This is a genomic window from Streptomyces sp. NPDC091387 (assembly GCF_044756945.1).
Classification (GTDB): Bacteria; Actinomycetota; Actinomycetes; order Streptomycetales; family Streptomycetaceae; genus Streptomyces.
The window spans coordinates 257661-274896 of the sequence record NZ_JBIVTZ010000012.1 but is presented as its reverse complement, the minus strand read 5'-3'; the positions used below and the strand labels follow the sequence as shown (position 1 = coordinate 274896).

At 71.0% G+C, this 17236-nt stretch carries 16 protein-coding genes and 1 tRNA gene; 8 read left to right on the top strand and 9 right to left on the bottom strand.

Features of this window, described 5'->3' with window-relative positions:
* Window positions 1-8: 8 nt before the first annotated feature.
* From ACIQM0_RS25855 to ACIQM0_RS25845, 3 genes are all read left to right on the top strand, one after another.
* The gene (locus ACIQM0_RS25855) at window positions 9-623 is read left to right on the top strand and encodes a GNAT family N-acetyltransferase (protein WP_401290764.1); all 615 of its coding nucleotides are present in this window, start codon (window positions 9-11) and stop codon (window positions 621-623) included.
* Between the two features lie 163 nt (window positions 624-786).
* Window positions 787-1923, top strand: a complete 1137-nt coding sequence (gene glpR / locus ACIQM0_RS25850) for a gephyrin-like molybdotransferase receptor GlpR (RefSeq protein ID WP_401290762.1) — start codon at window positions 787-789, stop codon at window positions 1921-1923.
* A gap of 95 nt (window positions 1924-2018) precedes the next feature.
* Window positions 2019-2092, top strand: a tRNA-Ala gene (locus ACIQM0_RS25845).
* A 183-nt stretch (window positions 2093-2275) separates the two neighbouring features.
* Here ACIQM0_RS25845 and metF read toward each other — a convergent pair.
* From metF to ACIQM0_RS25810, 7 genes are all read right to left on the bottom strand, one after another.
* Window positions 2276-3244 (bottom strand): methylenetetrahydrofolate reductase [NAD(P)H], encoded by a 969-nt coding sequence (metF, locus tag ACIQM0_RS25840; protein WP_401290760.1) that lies wholly within the window; start codon window positions 3242-3244, stop codon window positions 2276-2278.
* A complete protein-coding gene (locus tag ACIQM0_RS25835; RefSeq protein WP_401290757.1) occupies window positions 3241-4218 on the bottom strand; it encodes a carbohydrate kinase family protein in 978 nt (325 codons plus the stop codon). Before ACIQM0_RS25835 ends, metF begins: the two co-directional genes overlap by 4 nt.
* Before the next feature lies 1 nt (window position 4219).
* Window positions 4220-5413: a methionine adenosyltransferase gene (gene metK / locus ACIQM0_RS25830; RefSeq protein WP_401290755.1), complete on the bottom strand. Its 1194-nt coding sequence runs from the start codon at window positions 5411-5413 to the stop codon at window positions 4220-4222.
* A gap of 252 nt (window positions 5414-5665) precedes the next feature.
* A complete protein-coding gene (locus ACIQM0_RS25825; protein WP_401290753.1) occupies window positions 5666-5998 on the bottom strand; it encodes an antibiotic biosynthesis monooxygenase in 333 nt (110 codons plus the stop codon).
* Between the two features lie 77 nt (window positions 5999-6075).
* On the bottom strand, window positions 6076-7335 hold the full coding sequence (locus ACIQM0_RS25820) for a 3-deoxy-7-phosphoheptulonate synthase (RefSeq protein ID WP_401290854.1): 1260 nt from the start codon (window positions 7333-7335) through the stop codon (window positions 6076-6078).
* A 70-nt stretch (window positions 7336-7405) separates the two neighbouring features.
* On the bottom strand, window positions 7406-8104 hold the full coding sequence (locus ACIQM0_RS25815) for an O-methyltransferase (RefSeq protein ID WP_401290750.1): 699 nt from the start codon (window positions 8102-8104) through the stop codon (window positions 7406-7408).
* Between the two features lie 66 nt (window positions 8105-8170).
* Complete coding sequence (locus tag ACIQM0_RS25810; RefSeq protein ID WP_401290748.1) at window positions 8171-8938, bottom strand: hypothetical protein; 768 nt, start codon at window positions 8936-8938, stop codon at window positions 8171-8173.
* A gap of 642 nt (window positions 8939-9580) precedes the next feature.
* Between ACIQM0_RS25810 and ACIQM0_RS25805 the strand changes: the two genes are divergently transcribed.
* Window positions 9581-11245: an AMP-binding protein gene (locus ACIQM0_RS25805; protein ID WP_401290746.1), complete on the top strand. Its 1665-nt coding sequence runs from the start codon at window positions 9581-9583 to the stop codon at window positions 11243-11245.
* Between the two features lie 17 nt (window positions 11246-11262).
* On the opposite strand, the gene ACIQM0_RS25800 is transcribed toward ACIQM0_RS25805, so the two are convergent.
* Window positions 11263-12141 (bottom strand): LysR family transcriptional regulator, encoded by an 879-nt coding sequence (locus ACIQM0_RS25800; RefSeq protein WP_401290744.1) that lies wholly within the window; start codon window positions 12139-12141, stop codon window positions 11263-11265.
* 169 nt (window positions 12142-12310) lie between these two features.
* Between ACIQM0_RS25800 and ACIQM0_RS25795 the strand changes: the two genes are divergently transcribed.
* The 4 genes from ACIQM0_RS25795 to ACIQM0_RS25780 all read left to right on the top strand — a co-directional run bounded on the left by ACIQM0_RS25795 (window position 12311) and on the right by ACIQM0_RS25780 (window position 15903).
* Window positions 12311-13732, top strand: a complete 1422-nt coding sequence (locus ACIQM0_RS25795) for a DHA2 family efflux MFS transporter permease subunit (RefSeq protein WP_401290742.1) — start codon at window positions 12311-12313, stop codon at window positions 13730-13732.
* A gap of 82 nt (window positions 13733-13814) precedes the next feature.
* Entirely contained in the window at window positions 13815-14417 is a 603-nt protein-coding gene (locus ACIQM0_RS25790; protein ID WP_401290740.1) for a VOC family protein, read from the top strand.
* Entirely contained in the window at window positions 14414-14671 is a 258-nt protein-coding gene (locus ACIQM0_RS25785; protein WP_401290737.1) for a hypothetical protein, read from the top strand. Before ACIQM0_RS25790 ends, ACIQM0_RS25785 begins: the two co-directional genes overlap by 4 nt.
* Complete coding sequence (locus ACIQM0_RS25780) at window positions 14668-15903, top strand: FAD-dependent monooxygenase (protein ID WP_401290734.1); 1236 nt, start codon at window positions 14668-14670, stop codon at window positions 15901-15903. Before ACIQM0_RS25785 ends, ACIQM0_RS25780 begins: the two co-directional genes overlap by 4 nt.
* 66 nt (window positions 15904-15969) lie before the next feature.
* On the opposite strand, the gene ACIQM0_RS25775 is transcribed toward ACIQM0_RS25780, so the two are convergent.
* Complete coding sequence (locus tag ACIQM0_RS25775; RefSeq protein ID WP_401290732.1) at window positions 15970-16839, bottom strand: LysR family transcriptional regulator; 870 nt, start codon at window positions 16837-16839, stop codon at window positions 15970-15972.
* Window positions 16840-17236 lie beyond the last annotated feature (397 nt).

Here is a 17236-nt window from a genome sequence, read left to right as displayed (position 1 = left end):
CCTGGCCGGTGACCCTGGTGGACGGCGACGTCACCCTCCGGCCGATAAAGCTGCGCGACCAGGCCGTGTGGCGCGAGGTCAACCGGCGCAACCGGGACTGGCTGCGCCCCTGGGAGGCGACCGTGCCGCCGCCCGCCCCCGGTGGTCCGGTGGCCCAGCGCCCCACGTACCGGCAGATGATCCGCCATCTGCGGGCCGAGGCCAACGCGGGCCGGATGCTGCCCTTCGCCATCGAGTACCGGGGCCGGCTGGTCGGTCAGCTGACCGTCGCCGGGATCACCTGGGGCTCGATGTGCTCGGGCCATGTCGGCTACTGGGTCGACCAGGAGGTGGCGGGCCGCGGGGTGATGCCGACCGCGGTCGCCCTCGCCGTCGACCATTGTTTCCGCTCGGTCGGACTGCACCGGATCGAGGTGTGCATTCGCCCGGAGAACGCGCCCAGCCGACGGGTGGTGGCGAAACTCGGATTCCGCGAGGAAGGGATCCGGCCCCGCTATCTGCACATCGACGGGGCCTGGCGGGACCACCTGATCTACGCGCTCACCGTGGAGGAGGTGCCCGACGGGCTGCTCCGGAGGTGGCAGCGGGCCCGGCCGGAGCACCCTGAACATCACACTAAATGAAATATGTGTTCGAAATTGATCGGTGTTTGACTGCTAACGGACAGGCAAACGCCGACTGCTGATCCGAACAATCACAAAAAAAGTCCGTGATATCAGCCGGATCGCGCGACACACCGGGCCAATTGGCGGATGCCTCCAGGCAAACCCCTCTACGGTGTGAGATGTGAGCAGCAGCGGCCTCATCTACGCAGTCATCGTCGGGGCCTGGGCCGCCTACTTGGTGCCGATGTGGCTCCGCAGGCAGGACGAGCTCAACGAAGCCCGTCCGACGGAACGCTTCAGTACCGCCATCCGGCTGCTGTCCGGACGGGCGGCCATGGAGCGGCGGTATGCCAAGGGCCTGGAGCGCACCGACGATGAGGCGGCGCCCGACGCCGAGCCGGACGTGAGCACGGATCGAATGGATTCCGTCGACGTCCGGAACTTCTCCGCGCCTCCGGCGCACACCGAGGCCCGGGTGCACGACCCGGCCCGGATGCCGGAGCGCGCACCGAAGGAGCCCCCGGCCCGGGAACGGCCGGAACCCCCCTCCGACCCCGCACCCGACCGGCGCCCGCGTTCACGCCCCGGCGGGATCGACGCGGAACGGGCCCGGCGTGCGCAGCGCACGCAGGTCCTCGCACGCCGTCGGCGCACCACCGTCGTCCTCTTCCTCGCCTTCACGCTCGGCGCGGTCGTGGCGGCGGTCGGCGGCCTCGGCTTCCTCTGGGCCCCCGCGGTTCCGGCGGTGCTGCTGAGCACGTACATCGTGCATCTGCGCGCCCAGGAGCGGCGCAGGTTCGCCTTCACCATGGACCGGCGACGGGCCGAGGTGGCGGCACAGCGGCTCCGCGAGAACCGCCCGCGCAGGCACCAGCCCGCCACGACGGCCCCCGCGGAGTCCGACGAGGACCCCGAGGCGCGCCACCCGGTCCCCGAGCCCACCCCCACGGTCTCCCCGCAGGAGGCCGGCCGCCGCGCCCTGGTCGAGCAGACGGACCACGCGGAGTGGGTGGACCAGCAGCGCGAACGCGGCCGGGTCCAGGGCGACAGCTGGGAGCCGGTCCCGGTCCCGCTGCCGACCTACGTCACCGCCCCGGTCGCCCCGCGCGCCACGGGCGGCGTCGAGGTCGGCAACCCGGAGACCTGGAGCGCGGCCCGCTCCAGCACCGCGGAGCCCACCCAGCCGCCCGCCGCGCCCCCCGTGGACCCGGCACCACGCCAGCGCACCAACCAGTCCCGCCGCTCCCGCGACCGGGGCCGGACCCCCCTCTTCGACCAGTACGACGAGGACGACCGCCCCCGGGCGGCCAACGAGTGAGACGTCCGCCCGCGCCGCGACACCGACTCGGCTGACCAGCGCGGAACGGATTTCCGAGCACCCCGGTGAGGGTGCTAAAGTTTCACTCGTTGCAAGGGCCTGTGGCGCAGTCTGGTAGCGCACCTCGTTCGCATCGAGGGGGTCTGGGGTTCAAATCCCCACAGGTCCACCGCAGCGACTGTTCTTGAGTTAGCTCAGGAAGAGTTCACAAGATCCCGTCCGATCTGATTGATCGGGCGGGATCTTGGCGTTTCCGGGGTCTGTGCGAGGTGGCGTCCGAACGGGGCCGGTGCAGGGCAGGCAGGAGCCGTCGGCGATCTCACTCGCACACCGCTCACTCGGCCCCGGCGAATCAGGACGGTACCGGAAGCGCCGCGTCCAGGGCCTCCGGCGGGGCGGGCAGGCTCAGTTGGCGGTGGATGTCCAGGGCGGCCGTGGAGTGGTTGAGGGTGATGTAGTGCAGCCCGGGGGCGTCCGCGTCCAGGAGGCTCTGCGCGAGGGCGGTGGCGTGTTCCACCCCTGTGCGGTGGGACAGGGCGGGATCGTTGCGGGCCGCGTCCAGTCGGGCGGCGAGGTCGTCGGGGAACGTGGCGTCGCTGAGTTCGGCGAACCGGCGGATCTGCCGTACATCGGTGGCGGGCATGATCGCGGGGATGACCGGGGTGTCGCAGCCCGCGGCCCGGAGACGGTCGCGCAGGCGGAAGTAGTCCTCGGCGCGGAAGAACATCTGGGTGAGGGCGTAATCGGCGCCGGCCCGGCACTTCGCGGCGAAGTGGCGGATGTCGTCGTCCCAGCCGACGGAGCGCGGGTGGCGCTCGGGGAAGGCGGCCACTCCGACGGAGAAGTCGCCGCAGGTACGGATCAGCCGCACCAGGTCGGCGGCGTGCCGGAGCCCTCGCGGGTGCGGTGTCCAGGTGCCCCGCGGGTCGCCGGGCGGGTCGCCTCGCAGGGCGAGGATGTCCTGGATGCCCGCGTCGGCGTAACCGCCGATGATCCTGCGGAGTTCGGCGACGGAGTGGCCGACGGCGGTGAGGTGGGCGACCGGCCGCAGAGTGGTCTCCTCCGCGATCCGCCGGGTGAGATGAACGGTACGGGCGCGAGAGGAGCCGCCCGCGCCGTAGGTGACCGAGACGAACGCGGGGCGCACCGCCTCGATGCGGCGTACGGCCTCCCACAGGAGGCGCTCCCCCTTCTCCGTGCGGGGTGGGAAGAACTCGAAGGAGTACGAGCGCGCCCCCGCCGCCAGGACCTCGGCCACGGACGGCCGGGCCCCGAGTGAGGCGCGCGCGGACGGGCGGGCGACGGCCGGCGCGGCGGTCATCGCGGTGCTCCTGTCATCAGGGCGGCGGCACCGGGGCCATAGGCCGCGGTCAGCGATTCCTCCAGCAGAGCGGTATCCGGCTCGTACGTCTGCGGTCCGACGTGCCGCAGGGCGAGGGTGGCCAGGGCGGATCCGGCGCGGGCCGCGCCGACCGCGTCGTGGCCGTGGCCGGTCGCGGACAGGTACCCGGCGCGGAACGCGTCACCGACACCCGTGGGGTCCACGGCCTCGGCGGTGGTCACGGCGTCGACCTCGACGACGGGCTCGCCGCGGCGTTCGATGAGGCTGCCCTTGGCTCCCCGGGTGGTGATCCACGTGCCGACGCGGGCCAGGACGTCCTGCTCGCGCCAGCCGGTCCTGTCGAGCAGTAGCGCCCGTTCGTAGGCGTTGGTGAACAACAGCGCCGCGCCGTCGACGAGTTCGCGGACCGTGGGGCCGTCCAGGCGGGCCAGTTGCTGCGAGGGGTCGGCGGCGAACGGCATGCCGAGCGTGCGGCAGGCCCGCGTGTGGCGGGACATCGCGGCGGGGTCGTCGGCGCCGATGTGGACGAAGTCGATGCCGGCGTCGTCGTCGCGCAGGAGGTCGGTGAGGTCGGTGGCCGAGGCCTCGGCCATGGCGCCGGCGTAGAACGAGGCGAGCTGGTTGCCCGAGGCGTCGGTGGTGCAGATGAAGCGTGCGGTGTGGAGGGTGGGGGACACCCGGACCGCCCCCATGTCGACACCGAGGGAGGCGAGATGGGCGTGGTGTGCGGCGAAGTCCCGTCCCACGGCGCCCACCAGGAGCGGGTGGTGGCCCAGGCGAGCGAGACCGTACGCGATGTTCGCACCCACGCCGCCCTGCCGGATGTCGAGGGTGTCGACGAGGAACGACAGCGAGACATGGTCGAGTTGGGCGGCCAGGAGTTGCTCCTCGAAATGCCCGGGGAAGACCATCAGATGGTCGGTGGCGATGGAGCCGGTGACGGCGATTCGCATGTCACAGCCCCGCAGCCGTGCGCAGCGCGTCGGCCCGGTCCGTCCGTTCCCAGGTGAAACCGGGCAGCTCACGGCCGAAGTGCCCGTACGCGGCCGTCTGCGCGTAGAGGGGGCGCAGCAGGTCGAGGTCCCGGATGATCGCGGCCGGGCGCAGGTCGAAGACGTCACCGATGGCGGCGCCGATCCGGTCGTCGTCCAGGGTGGCCGTGCCGAAGGTCTCGACGAAGAGCCCTACCGGTTCGGCCCTGCCGATCGCGTAGGCGACCTGTACCTCGCAGCGTGTGGCGAGTTTGGCGGCGACGACGTTCTTGGCGACCCAGCGCATGGCGTAGGCCGCCGAACGGTCCACCTTCGAGGGGTCCTTGCCGGAGAAGGCGCCGCCGCCGTGGCGGGCCATGCCGCCGTACGTGTCGATGATGATCTTGCGGCCGGTCAGGCCGGCGTCTCCCATCGGGCCGCCGATCTCGAAGCGTCCGGTCGGGTTGACCAGCAGCCGGTAGTCGTCGGTGTCCAGCTTGGTTCCCTGGGCGGCCAGTTCGGCGAGGACCGGTTCGACGACATGGCGCCGTACGTCGGGAGCGAGGAGTCCGCCGAGATCGACCCCGGCCGCGTGCTGGCTGGAGACGACGACGGTGTCGAGCCGGATCGGGCGGTCCTCCTGGTATTCGATGGTGACCTGCGTCTTGCCGTCGGGCCGCAGGTAGGGCACGGTGCCGTCCTTGCGGACCCGGGTCAGTCTGTCCGCCAGCCGGTGGGCGAGCTGGATGGGCAGCGGCATCAGCTGGGGTGTCTCGTCGCACGCGTAGCCGAACATCAGGCCCTGGTCACCCGCGCCCTGGCCGTCCAGGGCGTCGGCGGGTCCGTCCTTCGTGTCGACGCCGAGGGCGATGTCGGGCGACTGCGCTCCGATGGAGACCGAGACCCCGCACGAGGCGCCGTCGAAGCCCTTCGTGGACGAGTCGTAGCCGATTCCGAGGATCGTGTCGCGGACCAGTTGCGCGATCGGCGCGTATGCCGTGGTCGTGACCTCGCCGGCCACGTGGACCTGGCCGGTGGTGATCAGGGTCTCCACGGCGACCCGGGAGGCCGGGTCGCTCCGGAGCAGTGCGTCGAGGATGGTGTCGCTGATCTGGTCGGCGATCTTGTCGGGGTGGCCCTCGGTCACGGACTCGGAGGTGAACAGACGACGGGGCACAGTGCTCCCTCGGGTTGCGGCGGCTACCGGCTCGGACGGGGTGGGGCGGGGCGGCGCAGGGGGCGCCCGGTGGGGACGCCGGATCCGTGGCGCCGCCGCACGCGGGCCGCCGGGCGTGGGCACGGGCGGCGGCCCGCGTGGACGGGCGGCGGGGACACGGCCGCCGGGGCCACTCGTTCGGATCACGGCAGGGCAGGGTCATCCCGGTCGGGACCGGACCGCGTGGGTACCCCGGCTGAGGGCCCCGCCGCCTCAGCTCTCCGGGTGGTGCAGCGCGTACACGGTGTAGGCGTGCGGGTCGGGCTTGGCCAGCTCCGCCGCGCGTTCCCGGGCGGCCTGGATGTCGGGGTCGCCCAGCGCCGCCTTGATGTCGGCCTTGCTGCGCCACTGCGCGATGTAGAGGAGCCGCTTGCCGTCGTTGCTGGTGAGGAGGTTCACCGAGAGGCATCCCGTGTGGTGCCGGATGTACTTGTCGGCGCACTCGCTCATGACCTCGGCGAGTTCCTTCTGGTTCTCCGGGGCGACGTCGAAGACATTGATCATGAAGGCCGCGCCGTCCTCGGCGCGGATGACGGTCTCGGTCATGGTGTGTTCCTTTCCTTGGCGGACGGCACGCGTGGGATGTGCGCGGCGGGACGCCGCGCCTGCCGCGGGTGCCGGGTTCATGCGGGCGGGTTCGCCCACACGCGGGCCACTTCGACGGCCTGCGCCGGGTTGAGGCGCGGGTCGCAGTGGGAGGACGAGGGGCGGGAGGGGCCGCGGGCGCCGCTGACGGTGTCCACCTCCGAGAGGTCGTCGCCCCAGACGCATTCGGTGACGTCGTGCGGGGTGGTCTCCAGGTGCAGGCCGGCGGGGATGCCGCCGGCCTCGGTGACCGCCTTCAGGAAGCCGCGGACCTCGGCGACGATCGCGGTCACCGGGCGGACCTTCGTACCGCCGGGCGAGGTAGCGGTGTTGCCGTGCATGGGGTCGCTCAGCCACACGACGCGGTGACCGGCCTCCCGTACGGCGGTGACGAGCGGCGGCAGCGCGGTGGTGACCGTCTCGGCACCCATGCGGGCGATGAGGGTGAGGCGGCCGAGCTCGTGGTCCGGGTCGAGGCGGGCGCACAGGGCGAGCAGTTCGGTCGGCTGTGTCGTGGGTCCGATCTTGCACGCCACGGGGTTGGCCACCTCGGCCAGCATCATGGCGTGCGGGCCGTCGGGCTGCCGGGTCCGCTCACCGATCCACGGCAGATGGGTGGAGGCCAGCAGGGTGTCGCCCGTGACGGTGCGCCGCAGCAGGGGCAGTTCGTAGTCGAAGACGAGTGCCTCGTGGCTCGTCCACACCGGGGCGCCGGTGGGCGGCATCCAGGCGCTGGTGCGCTGGCGCAGGTAGGTGACGGCGCGGAACGCCGCGTGATAGCAGTCCAGCATGCGCGTCGGATCGGCCCGCCGGGCGGTGGGGGTGGGTTCGGGGCCGTTGACCAGGTGCCCCCGGTAGACGGGCAGTTCGATACCGTCGACGGTCTCTGTGGTGGCGCTGCGGGGCTTGGCGAACTGCCCGGCGATGCGGCCGATGCGTACGACCGGCTTGCCGGTGCCGGCCACCATCACCCCGGCCAGCGCGTCGATCAGACCGGCCTTGCGCATGACCGCCCACGGTTCGCACTCCGCCGGGTCCTCGGCGCAGTCGCCCGCCTGGATCACCAGGTACTGGCCGGCCGCGGCCTCGGCGAGCAGGGTCCGCAGCAGGCGGATCTCCTCCCAGGTGACCAGACCGGGCAGCTGGGCCAGCTCGGCGCGCACGGCCGCGGCCTGTACCGGGTCGCCCCAGACCGGCTGCTGCTCGGCCGTGCTCAGGTCCCAGGGATACTTTTCGTCGAGGTCCACGAACGGGCCCTCGGCCCCGAGCGAGGGCAGCGGGTAGCCGACTCCGGTCATGGTGCTCACGTATGGCCTCCTGGCGGGCGGAGCTGAGGGCGGGGGAGTCGTCGGCATGTGCGGTGCGCCCTCAGACCGGCGACTCGCCGGGCGGCAGCCGGCGGGCCATCGTCAGGCCGTCGGCGAGCGGCAGCATGACCAGCTGTACGCGGTCGTCCTGGCGGGCGTGCTCGTTGAACGCCCGGACGGCGGCAGGCTTCGGCGCGGGCTTGTCGTCGATCACCTCGCCGTTGAAGAGCGTGTTGTCGACCAGCAGGAGCGCGCCGGGCCGCAGACGCGGAACCAGCTCTTCCCAGTAGCCGATGTAGCCCGGCTTGTCCGCGTCGATGAACGCGAGGTCCAGGTGCGGTTCGGCGGGCAGGGCGCGCAGGGTCTCCAGCGCGTTGCCCAGCCGGAGTTCGATGCGGTCGGCCACGCCGGCCCGGGCCCAGAAGTCGCGTGCCAGGGCCGTCCATTCGGCGGAGATGTCACAGGTGATCAGCGAGCCGCCGGACGGCAGGCCGCGGGCCAGGCAGAGCGAGGAGTACCCGGTGAAGGTGCCCACCTCGACGATGTCGCGGGCGCCGAGCAGCCGTACCAGGAAGGTCAGCAGGGCGCCCTCCTCGGGCGCGACCGTCATGTGTGCCTGGTCGGGTATCGCCTTGTGCGTGTGCTCGATCAGCTCGGCGAGGACCGGGTCGGGTGTCATCCGGCCCTGGTCGAGGAGGTAGGTGTGCAGTTCGGGGGTGAGGGCGAGATTCCTGGCGGTCAGAGTGTCGTTCCGCAACACGGAGTGCTCCTGAGGACGTGAGGAATGAGGACGCGGAGCTGGACCGGCCGGGCTTCCCGGCAGGTCTCAGAGGTGCGTTACATGCTCGGTGCGGCGCCACGCGGTGTAGGCGTGGCGGACTGCTTCGGTGTCCTGTGGAGTGCGGGCGATGAACTCCCTGAGGTCGCCCGCGCAGTGCAGTTCGAACCGGCGGCGCCGGGCGGGCCAGGCGTGGTCGCGTACGAAGTACATGACCGTCGATCCGTGCGGGCCCTCATGGGGGTTGTAGCCGCCGCCCTCCCACAGCAGCCCGGCCTCGGTGCGCCAGGCGGTGACGAGGCCGTCGAGCACGGGGACGCTCGGGTTCTCGCACACGAAGGCGGTGTGCTGCTCGAAGTCGTGCGTGACCTCGGACTTCTCGATGACGGGGTCGAAGGCCGCGGAATCGCGGGGAAAGAGGAACACCTCGACCGACGCGTGCCGCCGCCCGTCCGGCAACTCCGGCCGGATGCGAGCGATGTGGACGCTCGCTTCGGCCGGGTCGAGGCCGTAACGCTCACTCAGGCGCCGGCGGACCACCGTGCTCGGCACGGTGGGCAGGGGCGCGAGGCCACGCTGGTGCAGGTGGTGCAGGCCTGCGGTGAGGGTGCGCGGGAACAACAGCACGGCACAGTGGTCGAACACGCAGTGCTGTTCGGTCAGAAAGGTGGCATCGCCGCCGGTCTCCACCTGAGCGAGAAGTGACGAAGCCGAGGCCGTCCAGGCGGAACGGGCATCGCGGACGGTGTCGGCCAGACGCCGCAGGTCGGCACCGGAGAAGGCGCTTTCCTCGGAAATCCCCTCGACGGACCGCATGCGTTCATTTGCTTTACCGGAAGGCTGGGCAACGGACATCGATACCTCCTGTGTCGGGGCCGCCGACATTCTTAGGCCGTTCTCTCGGTCTCAGCAAGCCCGTCTGTGGCCGCGCAATCAAGAAATGCCTGACCGGAAATGAGCCCGCCCCGGAAAGAGGCGGATGTGCTGGGGAAACGCGATGTTTCGGTCTTGGCGATTGCATCCATCGGCTTCACCGAACGGGTGTGCGGTGATCGAATGCACCGGAGATCCGAAGGGCATTTCTGGTCCGTCTCCATCAAAATTCCTTACCGGCCAGATCCCGAAGGAGTGCAGGCAGGGACGCGAGAGTGCAGCAAGGCGCCCCTGCGCGAGACGCCGGCGCATGGTTCGGTCAAGCCGATGCGAAGGATCGGCCGTTCCGAAGGGACGCGCTAAAACCGTAGCGAAACCGGGGCTGACACCGGCCATCGATCACGGAATAAGGGTTGCTTATCGATCTCGCCGGGCGGCCAGGATCATAAATATTTATGAGGGATTCCCTGGACGATTCCTCAGCCCACGGCCCAGAATCCGTGTCGGCCAGCCGGCGCATGTTCGTTCTGCCGTAGACGGAGGATCCTCGTGAGCACTCCCCGCCCAGAATCGACGACAATGCCCATGACGTTCACCGAAGCCCTGGAGCGTGCCGCGGCCCTTGGCACGGGACCTGCCGTGTGGGACGGAACCCGGTGGCGAACCTGGGGCGACTGCCGGTTCCAGGCCGAGCGCACCGCCGGGGCGCTGGCCCGGCGGGGGCTGCGGGCCGGTGAGGTCCTGGCGGCCCAACTGCCCAACTGCTGGGAGTGGGTGGTGCTGCACGCGGCCACCGCCCGGCTGGGCGTGCTGCTGCTCCCGCTGCACGTGAACTACGGGGTGCACGAGGTGCGGTCGCTGGTCGAGCAGTCCGGGGCCGTCGCGCTGGTGGCAAGCGGTACCCACCGGGGCCGGGACCGCGTGGGCGACATGGTGGAGCTGCGCGCACACTGCCCGTCCCTGCGGCACGTCTGGGTCTCCTCCGGGGCCTTCGCGGACACCGGCGGCCCACGGCCGGGGACGGCCGGGCTCCTGGACCCGGCCGAGTTGCTGGACGGGGCACCGGACCCGGTCGGGGCGCCGGCGGACCGGCCACAGGACCCGGACGCGCCGCTGATGCTGCTCGCCTCCTCCGGGACCACGTCCCGGAGGCCCAAACTCTGTGTGCACAGCCACACGGGGCTGCTCGGCAACGCGGCAGCCGTGGCGCGGGACGGCGGCCTCGGCGCGACGGACACGATCGTCTCCGCGAGCCCCCTCAGCCATGCCTTCGGGCTGCTCTCCGTGCACTTGGCGCTGGTCACCGGTGGTCGCGTCGGCCTCTTCGACGGGTGGGACGCACGGCGGTTCCTGGAGGCGCTGCGCGCCGCTTCGGCGACCGCCGCGTTCGCGGTGCCGGCCCAACTGCGCGACGTGCTGGCCGTGCTGAAGGAGCGGACGCCGGAGACCGGCGCCCCGGCCGGACTGCGGGAGGTGCGCACCGGCGGGGCACCCGTGCCCCGCGAGCTGGCCGACGACGTACGGCGCACGCTGGGCGCTCGCCTCGTCGTGCAGTGGGGGATGACGGAGATCGGGGCGGGCACCTGCACCCGGCCCGGCGATCCGCCCGAGGCCGCGTCCACCATCGGGCGGCCGGTGTCCGGCGCGGAGGTCAGGGTGGTGGACCGGGACGGCGTCCCCGCCGCGCCGGGCCGGACCGGTGCGTTGCAGTACCGCAGCCCGTACATGTTCCACGGATACCACGGCGCCCCGGAGCTGACCCGGGCCGCGCTCACCGGCGACGGCTGGCTCCGCTCCGGAGACCTGGCGGTACTGAACCCGGACGGCTCGGTCGGCTACCGGGGGCGCGCCGACGAACGGATCAACCGGGGCGGGCTGAAGTTCAGCGCGCTGGAGGTGGAGGAGCTGCTCGACGATCTTCCGCAACTGGCGCAGCACGCGGTGCTCGGGCGCCCGGATCCGCGCCTGGGCCAGCGCTCCTGTCTGGTGGCCGCGCTCCGTGAGGGCGCCGGGGAGCTGACCCTGGGGGAGGTGACCGCCCATCTCTCGGCCAAGGGGCTGGCCACGTACAAGCTGCCCGAGCAACTGGTGATCGTCGACGCGCTGCCGACCACGGTCACCGGCAAGATCGCCCGCTCCCGGCTGAAGGCGATCCCTCTGCCGCCGCTCGTGGAGCCGCGGCCCACATCGACGCGGACCACGACCACGCCGGCGGCGCCCGCCCCCGAACCGCAGGCCGCACGGCCGTGACCGGGGGCAGAGCGGTGTCAGCCGCCCAGTTGCTTGCGCAGCACCGCCTGGAAGTTGGCCAGGCTGGGATTGGTGGAATTGCGGTCCAGCCACGTCATGGTCACCGTGGTGCGCAGGTCGGTGTCGCCGACCTCCACGACGACCACCTCGCCCCGGTCGGCCTGCCCGCGCACCGAGATCAGCGGGAGCAGTGCGCAGCCCATCCCGGCCGCCACGCACGCCCCCAGCGTGCCGATGCCGGAGACCTCCGCGACCGGTTCCTTCGGCGGGGTGGACGCGAAGGCGTTGTCGTACATCTCCCGGAACCCGCACCCCCGCTCGGTGGCGAGAAAGGGTTCCGCCGCCAGCTCGTGCAGACCGGCCGCCCGTCCGCGTGCGGCGAGGTGGTGGCCGGGAGGCACGATGACGACCAGTGGCTGTTCGGCCAGGGTCTCGAAGCGCAGACTCGCGTCGCGGGGCGGGTCACCGAAGGTCAGGCAGAGGTCCAGATCGCCCCGGCGCACCGCCTTGTACAGCTCACCGCGGCTGTCCTGCCCCACGCGCACCCGGGACTCCGGGTAGAGCGAGCGGTAGGACGAGAGGACGGTCGGCAGCAGGTGCAGCCCCACGGTCTCCAGCGTGCCGATGGCCAGTTCCGAACCGGGGCGCGAGACCGCCCACCGGGTCTCCTCCAGAAGCTTGAGGATTCGGTCGGTGTACTCCGACAGCACCGCACCCTGCGGAGTGAGCCGGACCTTTCGCTGTGACCTGTCGAGCAGATCGACACCCAATTCACGTTCCAGTGAATGAATTTGGTCGCTCACGCTGGACTGCGCGTAGTGCAGTTCGCGAGCCGCCTGCGTCACGCTGAGTGTCCGGGCCACTGTTTCGAACGTCCGGAGATGCCGTAACTCCATGCTTTTGCCCCCCAGTTCCTGATCCATCGGCCGTGCCGATGTCACCCATAGGGTATTCCCTCCGCCATCACCGTCAATCTCACTTATGGGTCAGCTTGAATGAAGAGTCCGTCCCCGGCGAACCGGTTCGGGCGGCGGAAAGACCGATTCTGAATCCGAGGAGAAACACATGGCAACGCAGGCGGAACCACAGCGGGCTTCCGTCACCGAGGAGGAACCCACCGGTAAGCCTTCGCGCACGCTGCTGGTAGGACTTTCGCTCGGCTACTTCATGGTCCTGCTGGACATGACCATCGTCTCGGTCGCGCTCCCCGCCATTTCCAGCGATCTGCACATCGGGCTGAGCGGGCTGCAGTGGGTCACCAACGGCTACACCATCACCTTCGCCGCGCTGCTGCTCACGGCCGGCTGGCTGTCGGACCGGTACGGCGGCCGGCGGATCTTCCTCTGGGGACTCGTGGCGTTCGGAGTGCTCTCCGGCGTCTCGGCCGCGGCGACGACGCTCAACGCGCTCGTGGTGCTGCGCCTGGCCCTCGGCGTGGCGGGAGCGCTGCTGCTCCCGGCGTCGCTGGCCGTGATCACCAACGCGTACACCGACGCGGCGGAGCGCGCCCGCGCGGTCGGCTCGTGGGCCGCGATCACGGGCGCCGCGCTCGCCGCCGGCCCGCTGGTGGGCGGTGTCCTGACCGACACGGTCGGGTGGCGTGCCATCTTCCTGATCAACGTGCCGTTGGCGGTGATCAGCCTGGTCATCACCCTGCGGCTGGCCCCGGAGACCGCGCGCAAGCAGCGCAGCGGCCTCGACCTGATCGGACAGCTCAGCGGTGTGACCGCCCTGGCGGCCCTGGTGTACGGACTGATCGAGGGCCCCTCCAAGGGCTGGTCGGACGCCGGCGTGCTGATCGCCTTCGCGCTGACGGCGATCGCGGTGGTGACCTTCCTCGTCACCGAGTCGCGCGCCGGGGACGCGGCGATGCTCCCGCTGCGGATGTTCCGCAGCCGTAGCTTCTCGGCCGCGCTGGCGGCCGGTCTGCTGGCCAACTTCGGTCTGTCCGGGCTGCTGTTCGTCCTGTCACTGTTCTTCCAGGACAGCCGCGGCTACTCCTCCTTCGCCGCCGGCCTCGCGTTCCTCCCGCTGACGCTGCCGACCGCGTTCAACCCGATCTACACCGGCCGGCTGGTCGGCCGCATCGGTCCGCGCCGCCCTGCCACGATCGGCTTCGTCCTGATGGGGACCGGTGCGCTGCTCCAGGCGCCGTTCACCGGCAACTCCGGCTTCGATCTCGCCGTCACCGTGGTGGGCCTGCTCGCCTTCGGGTTCGGGATCTCCTTCGCCCTGCCCGCCCTGGTGGCCGGGATGGCGAGCTCGATCCCGGTGGACCTCGCCGGCATCGGGGCGGGATCCCTCAACTCGGCCCGTCAGGTGGGCGCCTCGCTGGGTGTCGCCGCCTTCGGTGTGATCCTCAACCTCGCCCCGACCAACGCCGACGGGACCCGGTGGGCGCTGGTCGCAGGTGGGACGGCCCTGCTGATCGGAGCCCTCATCACCGGCACGGGACTGCGCGGGAAGAGCCCCTCTCCCGCACGCTGATCCGTCGTACCGGCAGCGCCGGTTGCCGTCGTCCAGCCCCTGTGCCCCATCCCCATGCCCGCCCCATGAACGAGGAGGAACATTGGAGAGCGCACCGCCACCCCCGCAGACCCGTCGGCCGGGTCCGCGTCTGGACGGCGTCGACCACCTGGCCTTCGTCACCTGGAAACCGCGCGCTACCCAGGAGTTCTACACCCGGGCCCTCGGTATGCCGCTGATCCACGCCATCACGGCGACGGGCTGGGTCACCGAGGACTACCCGGACTTCGTGCACTTCTTCTTCGACATGGGCCGGGGGAACCGGATCGCGTTCTTCTACTACTTCGGCCTGCCGGACGAGGAGCCCCCGAGCGACCTGATGCACCGCTCCCGCCATGTCGCCTTCCACGTCGACACCGAGGAGGAGCTCCTGGCGTGGCGGGACCGGCTGAAAGCGCACGGGGTCCGGGTCACCCGGCCGATGGGGCACGAGCTGATCGAATCGATCTACTTCGACGACCCCAACGGGATCCAGTTGGAGATCACCCGGCCGCTTCGCGAGATGTCCGGGATCGACTCCCGCGACGCGGAGCTGACCCTGGCCGCGCTCGCAGACGTCTGCGAGTCCCCCCAGCCCGCGGCGCAGGCGCTGTGGCAGCGCAAGGCGGAGCTCATACGCAAGAACGCGGAGGTGCCGGGCGCATGACGGTGTCGGTGTACGTGCTCGACGTACCGGAGTTCGAACCCGTGGTCCACACCGCGCGAATCGCCGGGATGGACGTCCACCAGGTGGGCGATTACCTGAAGTTGACCATCGAGGACCGCGAAGTGGTCCTGCGTCGCGAGGAGACCGGAATGCGCCCCGCCCTGTGGCACGCCATGCTGACCGGCGGCCTGGACGGCCACATCGTCTCCTTCACGCCGGATGTCGTCCACCTGGCCGAGGGGGAGGAGGCATGAGCAGCGGCACCGGAGCGACTTCCCGTCATCCCGTTCTGGTCGTCGGCGCCGGCCCGGCCGGGCTCACCGCCGCGCTGGCGCTGCGCGCCGCCGGCCTGCCCGCGGTGGTTCTGGACAGGCGTGACCAGGACACGGTGCGGCCCGGCAGCCGTGCCGCGTACCTGCACGGAGTGTCACTGCGGGAGCTGGAGCGGCTCAGTCCCGGGCTGGGCCAGGAGATCGCCGGTCGTGGCCTGATGTGGTCCACCAAGCGGTCGTTCTGGGCCGGGCGGGAGATATACGCGCGCACCTATCCGCCGCTGCACCGCGAGGGGCTGCCGCCGTTCACCAGCCTGCCGCAGGTGCAGACGGAGGACCTGATGGTCACCGCGTGCGAGAAGCAGGGGGTGGAGTTCCACTGGGGCGTGGAGGTCACGTCGGCCCGCAGCGGCCCGGACGGTGTACGGCTGGTGGACTCCTCGGGCACCGAGTGGCAGGCGGAGTACGTGATCGCCGCGGACGGGTCGCGCTCGCCGCTGCGGTCCGCCATCGGCAGTCCGCTGGAAGGTCCGCGCTCGCGGAACACCTTCGTGGTGGTGGACCTCGACGACGACCCCGCGCACCCGCTGCCCGTGGAACGGGTCTTCCACTACCACCACCCGGGGGCCGGGGGCCGCAACGTGCTGATCGTCCCGTTCGCCGGCGGCTGGCGGGTCGACCTCAACCTCCTGGTGAACGACGACCCGGCGACGTACGTCTCGCCCGAGGGGCTGCGACGGTGGATCCCCCGGGTGATGCCCGAGTCGTACGGGGAACGGGTGCGCTGGGTGTCCACCTACCGCTTCGCCCAGAAGGTGGCCGCGGCCTTCACGGACGACCACCGCCGGGTACTGCTGACGGGTGAGGCCTCGCACCTGTTCGCGCCGTTCGGCGCGCGGGGCATGAACTCCAGCATCCCCGACGCGGTCCGGGCCGTGCAGGCCGTGGGGGCGGCCCTGTCCGCGGGAAGCGACGCCGTGGCGCGAGTGGAGATCGGCCGGTTCGCCGACGAGCGCAAGGAAGCCGCCGTGTACAACCGGGCCTGCGCCGGCGCGGCTCTCGAACACATGCTGGCGGAGCGCCCGGCGGTCCGTCTGCGGCGGCGGGCGGCCGCCGCGGTGGCCTCGGCCGGGCTGAGGGCGGGGGCGTGGCTGGACGCCGCGCCCTACGGCCCCAAGCTGGTACAACGCGGCGCGACCCGGACCTCGTACTGACCGCCGGTGCGGTCCGGTGGACCCGCTCCCGAGAGGACGCGGACACCGGGCCGGCCGGCCTTCACCTCACAGCGGCAGGACGGGCAGGGCCCTGAGCGTCGCGCGGGCCACGGCGCGCGCCGCCTCGAGGACGGGTTTACGGGCCGTGGAGGAGAAGGCCAGGTGGACGAGGAGGGGTTCGGGCGGGGGCCCGAGCAGACCGGCAGGGGTGGGACGCAGGGAGAGGTGGTTGTGATGGGTGTTCGCGGGTAGGGCCGTGTAGGCCAGGCCCGCCTGCACGGACGCGCGGATCGACAGTGGGTCGGAGCACCAGGGGACCGAGTGCCAGGCGACCTTGCGCTCGGCCAGCGTGTCCATGATCCGGGTGCTCAGCGTCGAACGCCCGCTGTCGAACGCCATCGGGAGGCTGCCCCCGGAGTCGAGGGGGGCTTCGCCGAACCAGGCCAGACGTAACCGCCCCAGCACCTCGCTGCGGGGCGTCTCCGTCCCCAGGAGCAGGGCCGCCTCGAACTCCCCGCGGGCGAGTCCGTCGGCGAGCGCGGAGCTGAGGCCGGTCGTCATCGTCCCCCGCAGCTGGGGTCGCTCCAGCGCCAGTTGGCTGATCATGCTCTTCAGCCCGTCGGCAAGGTGCACCGAACATCCCATGCTGAACGACTGATGGCTGTGTATGGCCGACAATTCGCTGAGGACTTCACTGTTCAGCAGGATGACGCGACGGGCATGTGCCACCAACTCCCGGCCGACCGGAGTGAGCTGTACAGGCCGTTTACCACGTTGGAACAGCGGAGCCTGGATTACGGACTCCAGGCGCTGCATTTGCTGACTCACGGTCGGCTGCGTCACGTGCAGTGTCTGAGCCGCGCGGGCAAAGCCGTTCTCGTCGACAATAGCCACGAGGGTTCGGAGAAGCTTCACTTCGATATCACGCTGCACCATTGTTCAGCACCTGATCCCGGTAGGCGTGGGGCAAAGCATGAACATGCGTGGGCGCCGCGGATCAGCGGTCCCGTCGTCCCGGCCGTTATAGCGGTGCGAACAATCAGGCCCTGAGCACAGGGGAGCTGCGGATGACCAGCCGCCGGAAGGAATCACGCCTGGAACGCGCGTATTCTCCAGAGGTTCTCGGCGGTGGAGGGAAGGAGCGACAGAACACAGCACGGCCCCCGTATGGCTACGTCTCCGGTGTATCGGTCGGCCTCATCTTCACATAATCAGCCGGTTGTGCGGTATTGGGTTTGCCATTCGAGCACCCTTGGTGCCCGTATTGTCTGTTAAATTTGACTCTTCCTATACCTGGCGGCAGTTCCTTCGGGGCGCTCATATTCGGCCGCTG

Excerpts from the sequence above, each read along its gene's own strand:
- ACIQM0_RS25775 (WP_401290732.1), bottom strand. The coding sequence starts at position 16,839 with ATGGTGCAGCGTGATATCGAAGTGAAGCTTCTCCGAACCCTCGTGGCT.
- ACIQM0_RS25805 (WP_401290746.1), top strand. The coding sequence starts at position 9,581 with ATGACGTTCACCGAAGCCCTGGAGCGTGCCGCGGCCCTTGGCACGGGA.
- ACIQM0_RS25800 (WP_401290744.1), bottom strand. The coding sequence starts at position 12,141 with ATGGAGTTACGGCATCTCCGGACGTTCGAAACAGTGGCCCGGACACTC.
- ACIQM0_RS25780 (WP_401290734.1), top strand. The coding sequence starts at position 14,668 with ATGAGCAGCGGCACCGGAGCGACTTCCCGTCATCCCGTTCTGGTCGTC.
- ACIQM0_RS25785 (WP_401290737.1), top strand. The coding sequence starts at position 14,414 with ATGACGGTGTCGGTGTACGTGCTCGACGTACCGGAGTTCGAACCCGTG.
- ACIQM0_RS25810 (WP_401290748.1), bottom strand. The coding sequence starts at position 8,938 with ATGCGGTCCGTCGAGGGGATTTCCGAGGAAAGCGCCTTCTCCGGTGCC.
- metF (WP_401290760.1), bottom strand. The coding sequence starts at position 3,244 with ATGACCGCCGCGCCGGCCGTCGCCCGCCCGTCCGCGCGCGCCTCACTC.
- ACIQM0_RS25820 (WP_401290854.1), bottom strand. The coding sequence starts at position 7,335 with ATGACCGGAGTCGGCTACCCGCTGCCCTCGCTCGGGGCCGAGGGCCCG.
- ACIQM0_RS25835 (WP_401290757.1), bottom strand. The coding sequence starts at position 4,218 with ATGCGAATCGCCGTCACCGGCTCCATCGCCACCGACCATCTGATGGTC.
- ACIQM0_RS25795 (WP_401290742.1), top strand. The coding sequence starts at position 12,311 with ATGGCAACGCAGGCGGAACCACAGCGGGCTTCCGTCACCGAGGAGGAA.
- ACIQM0_RS25825 (WP_401290753.1), bottom strand. The coding sequence starts at position 5,998 with ATGACCGAGACCGTCATCCGCGCCGAGGACGGCGCGGCCTTCATGATC.